The organism is Candidatus Thiodiazotropha sp. AKAK3, assembly GCF_058244645.1.
In genome coordinates, this window is sequence record NZ_JBSYOQ010000057.1 from 54,344 (window position 1) to 65,765 (window position 11,422).

At 49.7% G+C, this 11,422-nt stretch carries 10 protein-coding genes; 5 read left to right on the forward strand and 5 right to left on the reverse strand.

Annotation, left to right across the window (positions count from 1 at the left end):
* Positions 1-31: 31 nt before the first annotated feature.
* Positions 32-1,042: a biotin synthase BioB gene (gene bioB, locus AC4IE7_RS14485; protein ID WP_490777561.1), complete on the reverse strand. Its 1,011-nt coding sequence runs from the start codon at positions 1,040-1,042 to the stop codon at positions 32-34.
* Between the two features lie 88 nt (positions 1,043-1,130).
* Between bioB and AC4IE7_RS14490 the strand changes: the two genes are divergently transcribed.
* Both AC4IE7_RS14490 and AC4IE7_RS14495 read left to right on the forward strand, forming a co-directional pair.
* Complete coding sequence (locus AC4IE7_RS14490) at positions 1,131-1,841, forward strand: double zinc ribbon domain-containing protein (RefSeq protein WP_490777562.1); 711 nt, start codon at positions 1,131-1,133, stop codon at positions 1,839-1,841.
* 180 nt (positions 1,842-2,021) lie between these two features.
* Positions 2,022-2,879 carry an HDOD domain-containing protein gene (locus AC4IE7_RS14495; RefSeq protein ID WP_490777563.1) on the forward strand — a complete coding sequence of 286 codons (858 nt, stop codon included), beginning with the start codon at positions 2,022-2,024 and terminating at the stop codon, positions 2,877-2,879.
* Positions 2,880-2,883: 4 nt separating this feature from the next.
* On the opposite strand, the gene AC4IE7_RS14500 is transcribed toward AC4IE7_RS14495, so the two are convergent.
* The 4 genes from AC4IE7_RS14500 to AC4IE7_RS14515 form a co-directional block, all read right to left on the reverse strand.
* The gene (locus AC4IE7_RS14500; protein ID WP_490777564.1) at positions 2,884-3,195 is read right to left on the reverse strand and encodes a DUF4124 domain-containing protein; all 312 of its coding nucleotides are present in this window, start codon (positions 3,193-3,195) and stop codon (positions 2,884-2,886) included.
* A gap of 162 nt (positions 3,196-3,357) precedes the next feature.
* Positions 3,358-4,041 (reverse strand): general secretion pathway protein GspB, encoded by a 684-nt coding sequence (locus AC4IE7_RS14505; protein WP_490777565.1) that lies wholly within the window; start codon positions 4,039-4,041, stop codon positions 3,358-3,360.
* Between the two features lies 1 nt (position 4,042).
* Positions 4,043-5,845: an AAA family ATPase gene (locus AC4IE7_RS14510; RefSeq protein ID WP_490777566.1), complete on the reverse strand. Its 1,803-nt coding sequence runs from the start codon at positions 5,843-5,845 to the stop codon at positions 4,043-4,045.
* Between the two features lie 15 nt (positions 5,846-5,860).
* On the reverse strand, positions 5,861-6,271 hold the full coding sequence (locus AC4IE7_RS14515; protein ID WP_490777567.1) for a tetratricopeptide repeat protein: 411 nt from the start codon (positions 6,269-6,271) through the stop codon (positions 5,861-5,863).
* A 339-nt stretch (positions 6,272-6,610) separates the two neighbouring features.
* On the opposite strand from AC4IE7_RS14515, the gene AC4IE7_RS14520 reads away from it, so the two are divergent.
* The 3 genes from AC4IE7_RS14520 to AC4IE7_RS14530 all read left to right on the forward strand — a co-directional run bounded on the left by AC4IE7_RS14520 (position 6,611) and on the right by AC4IE7_RS14530 (position 11,297).
* Positions 6,611-7,504, forward strand: coding sequence for a sulfurtransferase (locus AC4IE7_RS14520; protein ID WP_490777568.1), 894 nt, complete (start codon positions 6,611-6,613; stop codon positions 7,502-7,504).
* Between the two features lie 41 nt (positions 7,505-7,545).
* Positions 7,546-9,945, forward strand: coding sequence for a thioredoxin domain-containing protein (locus AC4IE7_RS14525; protein WP_490777569.1), 2,400 nt, complete (start codon positions 7,546-7,548; stop codon positions 9,943-9,945).
* 125 nt (positions 9,946-10,070) lie between these two features.
* Complete coding sequence (locus AC4IE7_RS14530) at positions 10,071-11,297, forward strand: hypothetical protein (protein ID WP_490777570.1); 1,227 nt, start codon at positions 10,071-10,073, stop codon at positions 11,295-11,297.
* Positions 11,298-11,422: the final 125 nt, after the last annotated feature.

The following is an 11,422-nucleotide window of genomic DNA, read 5'->3' on the forward strand; positions in this document are numbered from 1 at the left end:
CTCAGGCCTCGCCAAAGGACGAGATTCAGTCTCAAACTGCCTGAGCTTTCTTGCAGGGCACTTTGGCAGCTTTGACCTCAGTCTCCACCAAAGTCTCTGTCTTCATACCGAGACGTTGCAACAATGCCCTATCATGATCCGCTTCTGGATTGTCCGTTGTCAGCAGACGCTCGCCGTAGAAGATCGAATTCGCACCAGCGAGAAAGCAGAGCGCCTGCATCTCGTCACTCATCTCTCCCCGACCTGCAGAGAGTCTGACATATGAGTTCGGCATCAGAATCCGTGCAACGGCAATGGTTCGCACAAATTCAAGGGGATCCAAATCTTCAACCTTGGAGAGCGGGGTCCCTTCGATCTTGACCAGCATGTTGATCGGTACCGATTCTGGATGCTTGGGAAGGTTCACCAGCTCGCGCAACATGCTGGCACGATCCCGTCTCGATTCACCCATACCAAGAATGCCGCCGGAGCAGACGTTGATGCCTGCATCCCGCACATGTGAGAGGGTCTTTAATCGGTCGTCAAAGGTCCGGGTGGTTATGACGTTCCCATAAAACTCCGGCGAGGTATCCAGGTTGTGATTGTAGTAGTCGAGACCTGCGGATCGCAGACGCTCTGCCTGTGTCTCAGTCAACATTCCCAGAGTCAGACAGGTCTCCATGCCCAGGCCATTGACCGCTTCGACCATCTCGACGACACGTGCCAGGTTTTTATCAGTAGGATTGCGCCAGGCTGCCCCCATACAGAATCGATTGGCACCCTTCTCTTTGGCAGCCTCTGCTGCCTTGATGACATCTTCCAATGGCATCAGCTTTTCCGCTTCCAGCCCAGAATCGTTTTTTGCACTCTGAGAGCAGTAGCCACAATCTTCTGCACAGGCACCGGTCTTGATACTCAACAGACTGCTCATCTGAATCTGATTGGGGTCAAATTTCTCGCGGTGAATAGACTGGGCACGAAATAGCAGGTCATTGAATGGCAGATCAAGCAGCTTTTCGATCTCATCCAGACTCCAATCGTGGCGTATCTGGCTTTCGGTCATGGTAATCACTCGCTAAAATATCAATCTGCTATGCATGGGCTGCCTATGGTAAGCATTGAGCAGCAACAGTCAACCAAGGAAGGTTTACATGGTTTACAACTGGATAAAATCTATACAGCTCCATCTCTACCCCCAGAGCTGCCTTCTCTGCGGCTCTCGCGCTGATTTTGAAACCCGCTTCTGCCAGACTTGTTATGAATCCCTACCTTATAACAACCATGCCTGTCCCTGCTGTGCCCTCCCTCTGCCTACAGGTGTGGCTAAAGGAACCCGCTGCGGCGCCTGCATTCAGCAACAGCTTCCATTCGACTCATGCAGCACAGCGGTACTCTATGAACCCCCTTTGAGCCGCCTGATCAGTAACCTCAAATTTAGACAACATCTTCATCTCACAGCCCCGTTGGCGAGACTATTAATCCATCGACTGGCTGAGCCTGCCCATCTGCCGGAATTACTGTTGCCGGTTCCCCTTCATCCACGTCGCTTGCGTGAACGCGGTTTTAATCAGGCCCAGGAACTCGGGCGGGTAGTGGCGAAGCACTATGGCATTCCCCTGGATAGTCGACTGGTAAAACGCACCAGGGAAACCTCTGCTCAATCGGATCTGAGCGAACTTGAACGGCGAAGAAACCTGCGTAACGCTTTTCGGGTCTATGGCAGCTTAAAGGGAGTCAAAGTGGCTATACTGGATGATGTGGTAACCACAGGATCCACCATCAAAGAGATGAGCATGGCTCTAAACCGGGCGGGAGCCGATAAAATAACAGTCTGGGCGATAGCCAGAACAGTCTCGAACTAAACGTTAAATATAGTTAACCTGGCTAATCATGATCCATTACAGGGTAGAAGTTGATATACTTTATGTATCGTCGCGGGATTATTAATGCGGCGAATTCATTAAAGAAGAATTATGAACAGATGCTTCATGTTCTACCCACAGGACCTGAGGTTGAGCGCAATCTGTTCATGAGGTGCAGCTATGCCAACACTGTGGGAAAAGATCACCGAGGATTGCAGACTAATATCTCTGCCTGATGTCTATATTCGTTTAAAAAATATCGTCGAATCTGCCGAATATCGCCTGGAAGATGTAGCCGATACCATACGCAGTGATCCGGCCCTGACGGCACGCATCCTGAAACTGATTAACAGTCCCTATTTCGGCATGCCCAGCAAGATAGAGACTGTGTTTCGTGCAGTCTCTCTGCTGGGAACACAGCAAATACACGACCTGACCCTCGCCACCTGCATCTCGGAATCGTTGAGTAAAAAGCCCACCCCAGCCCTCGATATGCATCAATTTTGGAAGCGGAGTGTCTATTGCGGTTTAGCTGCACAAGGTTTCGCCCGTCACCTGGGAATGATAGATAGTGAACGTCTGTTTGTCTGTGGACTACTGTATGATTTAGGACACTTGATTCTCTACCAAAGCATACCCAAAGAGACCCAGGCAGCACTTCAGATATCCCAGCAACAATCCTTACCTTTGGTGGAAGCAGAGCGAGAATCAATTGGCCTTGACTACGCCCGGGTAGGGGCCACCCTTATGCGTCAATGGAGTTTTCCCATCTGTTTAATCGAAACGACAGAATTTCATCCTGAGCCGGTTCGTGCCAAACACCACCCCACTGAAGCAGCTATGGTACACATCGCCTCTATGCTGGCCGAAGCGTTCATCGGTAATGGAAAGTTTAATGAGGGGATACTTATACCCAACCCCGCCGCACTGGAAATAACAGATTTGAGTATTGATTTGTCTATTTCTATCGCTGAGGAGGTAAAAAGCGGGTTTGATACCATCCTGGATACCATCTATCCCATGCGCGAAGCTTCCTGAGCCCTTAACGTTTTAGCGGACAAGTACTGCCTCTGGTTGTACGTTTCTTGACTATCTTCTTCAGCTTCGGCTTTTGCACTCGTTTGCGTTTCTTGACAGGTTTAATTGCGTTTTTGGGGACTTTTCGCATCTCCAATGAGGAGAATGTATCGGTATTGATAGCGGCAGATTGACTCCCCTTGGGAGGCGGTGATTGAGAGTAATGAACCTTTCCCTGCTCGTCATACCACTTGTAGATTCTTGCCTGGGACAAGACCGGGTAGGCGAGGAACACGCATAGACAGATATTCACCACAAGGCTCTTCCGCTCCATCATACTACGTTCCTTAAGTTATCCTGTTACTATTTTTTACTGTAAATCAATCATTTGCCTAATAAGATCAATATATCGCACTCAGCCAATACATTCTATAAATCAAGCACCAGTTAATCCGGTAGATGGTGCCGTCTGTCAGACTGACATCCTATGGCTGATTGATCAGAGGTTACCTAAGGGCAGGATAAAACGCTCACCCATATGCTCCATAACCACCCCCTCGGGTAAGATTTCGATCAGATTTGGCCCTTCTGCCAGATAGTCACCTTCACGATATTTTTCCATGTTGATCAGTACATATCGTTTCATTGGCCTGGGATCATAGCTGTGAATATCGATGTTCATCTCAGGTAAATTCGATACAAAACCGCTCGGCATTTCATGCAGGGGCATTGCACGGGGTGGCGGAGGTTCAGGTGGTGCTTTAACCGGGGCTGGCCGGACAGGAGGTAATTCAATAGGAGCGGCCTCGGCTTTAACCTGCTCAATTGGCTTCGGCTTTTCCTCTACCGGCAAGGGCTGGACAACCTGTGGAGATTGCCTAACTTCTGCCATAGGTTGAGGATTATTGTTTTGTGGGCGTACTGGTCTGGCAGTCAACTCACCCGACGGACGAGTTATTTCCGGCTCTGACTTGGCTTCTGTCTGGGGCTGTGGCGTACTCTGCATACCACCAAGATAGATTCCAATGCCAAGCATAGCCAAAGCAAAAAGCGATAGAAGTCCCCAGCCAAGCCGGTGTTTACCTTGTCCATCCTGTTCAGACGCCTGAGAAGATATGCCCGGAATCTCACCCAGCTTATGCTGACGTTCGGCTTTTTTCAGTGCCTCCAGAATCAGCGACATATCAACTATCCCCCTTTTCCGTGGTGGAATAGAGAGTTGGTGTTCCATCAGGCAAAGCAACATTATTCAGATAGATCTGGGTCTGTTGTCCTGCAACACCATCAGCTTGTAAGCCACTATTGCTTTGAAACTCCTGTAGCCTGACCTTCAAGGCATTATTAAATCGATCCAGGCTCGCCACTCGGAGCACTGGTCTGCCATCAACAAGATGTAACTGTTGACGCAACCAGGTAACCGCTTCCCCGGTCGAGCCTTCACCAATCAAGGCCAATCCCGCTTGTGGTTTCCAAAGCATTATGAAGCCCCCCTGCCAATAAGGCTTGAGCTGCTCCAGACGGACCACCCCCTGTTCATCTCCACTATCCACCAACAACCAATCACCATCGACGTGGGTTAATGCAAGAAGGCGTTCCTGACGCTCCTGCTTCAGGCGGATCAAGAGCGGACGATTCAGACGCAACAGTCTCGACCACTCTGCCTGGGCATTTAAACATCGTAATCCATATTCGGGGGCCTGCAGACAAGGAGGTACTGATATTTTCAGACTTATCGATGGATCCCATGCCTGAAAAAGCAGCTGATAGCTGTTGAAGCTATCCTGAGGTCGAGCAAAAAGTCTCTGCAAATCGATCTCTTGGGGGGGGGCCTCCTCAGCAACAGGGGGAGCTGATTCAGTTGTGGAAGAAGCTGTGTCATTCGTCTCGACTGGCTTCGGGGTCACAGGGGTAACCTGTTCTGGTTCAACTTTAGCCTCAGGAGCAGGCACTGCTGCTTCAGACACCATTGGCTCAGACTCAGCCAGTAAAGAGGGTTGTTGATCTGACGTCTCAGCTCTCTTGTTACCTGAATCGGTCTGCTGCAACTCCGAACTGAGCCCATTCTCACCGGCAACCGGTTGATTCATTTCAAACCAATACCAACCGCCTGCTGCCACTGCCAACAGCAGAGCAAGAGCAACCCCCAGCCCAACTCCCAATCGGCGAAACCGCTTTGGTTTCTTTCCTCGCACTTCATGCGCTGCTCGCCATATCATACGGCTATCTACCCGTTGCCTACCGCTGGTGTAGATGGCCAGCAGGGCACGCTCGCAAATAGTATTGATCAGACGTGGAATTCCGCGGGAATATCTGTGCAGAAGACGTACTGCCATCGGCGTAAAAAGATCTTCTCTTATTCCCGCCACAGCCAGGCGGTGAGTAATGTAGGAGCGACTCTCCTGGGCAGTTAAAGGCGCAAGATGGTAACGGGCCGTGATACGTTGGTCCACCTGCCGCAGCTCTTTGCGTGCCAGCATCTGCAGCAGCTCTGGCTGACCAACCAGAATAATACGCAGCAGTTTATGGTGGGATGTTTCCAGATTCGTCAACAACCGAACCTGTTCCAGCACTCTCGGACTGAGGTTTTGTGCTTCATCCACTACCAACACAGTGTGTTTACCCTCACTGTGAATTTCCAATAGTCGTTTGGAGAGGATGTCGCTGAGATGTTTTAAAGAGTAAGGGGGGCCTTTGTACGCTACACCAAGCTCATCACAGATGGTTGCCAAAAACTCACGCCGCGAGAGGCGAGGATTTAGAATCAGAGCCACTTCCACATCACCAAGCTGCTGCGCCAAAAGGCTCCTGAGCAACAAGGTCTTACCGGTGCCGACCTCTCCGGTCAACAACACGAACCCCCCATTCGGGCCGGCTCCATAGATCAAATGGGCCAGACTCTCCTCATGCCCCCGACTCAGATAGAGATAGCGGGGATCCGGGGTTATGGCAAAAGGGTTTTCCTTAAATCCAAAATCGCTGAATTTCATTATTTCAGGGACGAACTATTCACATCCATCGTCCGCCTCCCCCTCGTTTTCTGCAGCTATCGCACTCGAAAGCTCTATCCATTTTATTGCTTCGGTTTCATCCGGCTTAACCCACTGTCCTGCGAGATAGATCTGACCCAGCTCATTCGCGGCCATGTAAGAGTAACCCTCTGCAGCCTGTTTCAGCCAGGAGATCCCTTTCTGGGCATCCTGATCAACTCCTTTTCCAAAAAGGTAGAGCATACCCAGCTGAAACTGAGCCTCGGCATGATCCCGTTTAGCCAGGCGCTTGAAAGCCCTGTAGGCTGAGGAGTAATCCTTATTTGTCAATACAGCCAACGCATCATCGTAATCATCGGCTCTTGTCTGTAGTGCCAATAGAATCAACAGACCTGCCAGGAGATATTTTATTGTCGAATTATTCATGATCGCACTATTCTGACACAGGGTGCGGTGAATACCAGACCGGTTAAGCGTTTTTTCCAAGTGGATTTAGCTCCAAAATAGCAAACTGCTGCCAGGTTTTAACAGTTAGACTCTCCAAATGATCTCCAGGCAGGAACTATTCACTGGAAATAGTTGCCATTACACGCAACTTTAAGGATTGTTATCAATCTGATAATAACCAGACCATAACAATTCCGAAACCCATAGATAGCTGTGGTCTGGTTGTTAAATATGAAGTCCGGCGACTCAACTCAGAGATCACCAATGCCAGCGCAGGAAAGAACAAAAACATTCGAACAACATTGAATTAGGTGCCTTATGATCAGACCATTCACACTCATATTTCTCCTCTTTGCATCCCTTCCCATATTGGCACAGCCCCTGGTATCGGTTGAATGGCTACAACAGAACAAGGATAAACCAAATGTTGTCCTGCTAGACCTGCAGAGTAATCAGAACTATTTACGTTTCCACATACCCGGATCAGTTAACACCGAATACGCTCAGTGGCGGGTCGAGAAAAAGGGAGCGCCAAAAATAATGCCCCCGGTCTCAATCATGGAGAAGTTAATCGGCTCTCTTGGGATCGACAACAACAGCCAGGTTGTTTTGATCCCCCTCGGAGCCAGTGCTGGTGATATGGCCATCGCGGCCCGGGTCTACTGGACCTTCAAAGTCCTGGGGCACGATAAGGTATCAATCCTCGACGCTGGCCTGGTGGGATACGCTGAGACCCGTAAATACCCACTGCAAAAGGGTAATCACCAACTCAAGCCCACAACCTTCAAGGCTGACTATAGAGCGGAAATGAATCCCAATGCCAAGGCAGTGAAGATGGCACTTGATGCAGGCACCCTCGCAGTAGACAACCGCACCAGGGCTGAATATATGGGTGTCTACGGCGGTGGAGGTAAGGAGCGTGCCGGCAGCCTGCCAGGTGCGGTCAACCTCAACTACGACTGGCTCACCGTCAATGGCAGTGGAAAATTGCACAGTTTGGACAATTTAAAGCAGATATACGCTGCCAGCCAGGTTCCTCAGGAAGGGCCACAAATCAACTACTGCCACACCGGCAATCGAGCTGCGTTAGCCTGGTTCGTCTCCCATGAACTGCTCGGCAACACCCAGGCCAGACTCTATGATGGCTCCACTCAGGAGTGGGCTGTCGATCCGAGTCTGCCAATGCAACAACAGGTCAGATTAAACCTCTGAGCGGTGATGAGTTTGCTCTCACCCAGCCTCGAGTGTAAATCTTGAACACAGGTAAGCTATTGCTGTCAGTTTCAGGCCTGCTGATTCTGCTAGCGCCTGCCCATGCTGATGAACGCCTACATCTACAGAGGTCAGAGGATATGCAGCAAACTCTCTATCAGGCATTTCTCGATAAGGGGGTAGCCTATCGCCCCCGTACCGAACACTTCAAAAAGGATGGTACCCCCAGCTATATCAACCGCTTGATCCTCGAGGACTCTCCCTATCTGCTACAGCATGCACATAACCCGGTTGACTGGCACCCCTGGTCTGAAGCAGCTTTCCAGAAAGCCAAGCAGGAGAACAAACCGATATTTCTATCGATCGGTTACTCCACCTGCCACTGGTGTCATGTGATGGAGCGGGAGAGTTTTGAAAATCTACAAATCGCTTCCCTGCTGAACCGTGACTTCATAGCAATCAAAGTGGACCGGGAGAGTCATCCCGATGTGGATGAGGTCTACATGACCGCGGTGATGTTGCTCACCGGCCACGGGGGTTGGCCTATGTCTACATTTCTTACTCCAGAGGGTAAACCTTTCTTTGGTGGCACCTATTACACTCCGGATCAATTTACTTCACTGCTGCAGCAGGTGAATCAACTCTGGGGGGAGCGTCGGCAAGAGTTGATCGCCCAGGCAGAAAAGGTCGCCGACGCAGTAGCAGAGAGCAATCGCCTCAGGGGAGAGGCGAAAGCCCTCGATAAAGGGGTAATAGCAGAGGCACTGGGGAGCATGCAGAAGTCATTCGATGAGATCCAGGGTGGATTTGGCCAGGCCCCCAAGTTTCCCAGAGAACCCTGGCTCTATCTGCTGCTCGACCAGGCCGAACGCAATGCGGACGACACGGCGTTACAGATGCTCACAGTCACCCTCGATCATATGGCCAGAGGCGGTATCTATGACCAGGTTGCCGGAGGTTTCCACCGCTACTCCACCGACTACGAATGGCTGATTCCTCACTTTGAAAAAATGCTCTACAACCAGGCGCATCTCAGCCGCATCTACCTGGCTGCATGGCGTCTCACCGGCAGAGAAGATTTCCGCCGCATAGCCACACAAACCCTAAACTATGTCCTGCGAGAGATGACTTCAGAGGAAGGGGGATTCTATTCCGCCACCGATGCCGACAGTGAAGGGGAAGAGGGTCTCTTCTTTACCTGGACCCCGGATGAGTTGAAATCAGTGCTTACTGAAGAAGAGAGCACTCTTGCAATGGCCCTCTACGGCGTTACCCGGTCAGGCAACTTTGAAGGTCGTAACATCCTCCATCTGCCTGAACAGCTCAACGCGTTTGCCCAGCAGCAAAAACGCTCAGAAGCAGATCTCCTGCAACAGCTGGCGGCCATCAACCGGAAACTGCTATTAACCCGGAACAAACGCACTGCCCCCCTGCGGGACGACAAGATAGTGACTGCCTGGAATGGCATGATGATTACTGCGTTGGCACAGGCTGCCGATCTGCTGGATAGCGTTCGCTACCGTGAAGCAGCGGAAATGGCGGCTAATTTTCTTTGGCAGCAGAATCGATATAAAGAGGGGCATCTGTGGCGGGTTCACTTGAATGGTCAGTCATCCATACCAGCCACCCAGGAAGATTACGCCTACCTGTCTGAGAGTTTTCTCCATCTCTATGACCTGACCGGGGAACCGCAATGGCTAAGCCGCGCAAAAGAGCTAGCAGAGGCTTTGACCACCCGCTTTCTCGATCAGAAACAGGGCGGGTTCTTCATGAATGAGGTGGAAAGCAGCATCACCGGCATGGGACGCCCAAAGGATGAAGGCTCTGATAATGCAATCCCCTCAGGCAGCTCGGTTGCGATACACAGCCTGCAACGGCTCTGGCAACGCACAGGGGAGCTGGACTATCGTCAACATACCGATGCTCTGATATCCCGTTTTGCCCCTGCCATAGAAGCAGCCCCCATCAGCTATGGCTATCTGCTCAGTGCGGTCAGCAACCACCTGCATGGAGAGTTGGGGGCACGAGCCTATGCGGGCCAGGGTGGTATCCGCATAGAGGCAGATATCTCTCAGGCCTCTGAACAAAACATACTAAGCGTTCATATCGTCATCCCTGAGGGTTGGCATATCAACACCAATCAACCTAAGAGCAAAGATCTGATCCCTACTCTACTCTCCCTTCCTGAGAGTGGAAATGGGTGGCAGATAGGGCCGGTAACCTATCCTAAAGGTGTTGAAGAAAAACTCGCTTTTCAGCAACAGCCCCTATCCGTTTACGGGGGAAAGATTACCTTACAGACCCTGCTAAAGCGTACCGACAAAAGAGAATTGGAAACCACTACACTCCCTGCAGAATTACAACTTCAAGCCTGTAATGAACAGGTCTGTCTGCCACCGGAGACAGTGACCCTTTGGGTTGATTTTAATAAGAATATCTAAACTTCTGCTTAGGGCCTGTTAACCAAATAATAGAGATGGGTCAGGGTTTTTATGTGTAAAATTGCCGATTAACTATACGATATAGAACCTAAGATCATTGATTTCTTAATCATGGAAGATCACTAATGAAGCTGGACTGGATAAAGTTACTGTTTATTGCTTTCCTACTGAACATAGTTGCGGGCTGTAGTGGAGGAGGGGGAGATGATGAAGAGCCCACTGCAAATGAAGCAAACACCCAGTCTGATACTAACTCTGCCACCAGCACCCTTACCAGCAAGCTTTGGCTAACTTCAGAATGCCTTAAGAGTGGAAAAAATCACTATATAAAAGGTTTATATCAGTTCACATCTAATGGTCAGATTCTATATGGTTACCAGGAGTTTCAGAATAAAAGGTGCTCGATAAAAGCAGAACAGACCGTCCCAAATTATTTTATAGGTTCTTATCGGGTTATCGGTAAAGAGACACTTCAAGATGAAACTAATGGATTAAAGATACGGATCGATATCAAAGATAACAACCATATCGGATATCTCACACAGACCCAACAAAACAGGTTCTGTGTATCTGAAAACATATTCTTTAGCACTCTCGGTCTATATTTCGACGCAAATGCCACTTCCAATATAAATTATAAAAATTGCTTAAGTGATTCTAATGCAATTAATGATCAAGAGAATACCGACACTGACGTAGAAATTCCAACAGAACCAATTTCAGCTCCAATACCCCCTTCCGATCTGAAGGAACTTCGAGGTGTGATTGTAATGGGAATACAGCCCAGTGGCATGTTTGGTCTAACCGATGATTTCATAGCGCTCTTCAATGATGGAACCTACACTAGTGACCTTGAAACGCTCTTTGCGCATAACCCGCAAATTTCGAAACAACAAAACCCCGCTTCCTGGGGCCAGTGGCAGATGCGCGAAAGTGATAATCAACTCTTACTGAAGGAGAGCGATGATAGTAACTTCAATGACACAAGAGGCAACTGGATCGCAAGACCAGCATCAAAGGGCGAAGCTCTATCAGGGTGCTTTGGAAGAGTTACAACGAGCGGCGATGCTTACGATAGTGACACTACAGTTGGTCTGGCGCAGACTTGGTGCTTTTGGAAAAATGGTAGGTTTACAAATTCTTCAACCGCATTCGGCCACTCTACATCAGCTGTTGATGTCAGTATGTTGTCGATATCGCCAAAAGCTCGTGGACGATATTCTGTTGAGAACTATACCATTCGGCTTATCTATGATGATGGGTATGAAATTCAAGCTGCATTTTGCTTCACTAATGAGAGGAAGAATCACATTACCTTAAATGGTAAACGATTCATGGGCGGAAGTGATTAGCTAGTGTGGTGCGTCATATAAACCCTGTATTTAGAAAGCCGCTCAAGCCGTGAGTGCAAGGCGCAGCCCGCAGGTAATGGTTGTTCCCTTACCAAGGGGTGCAACGCCGCAATCGCGGCTTGAGT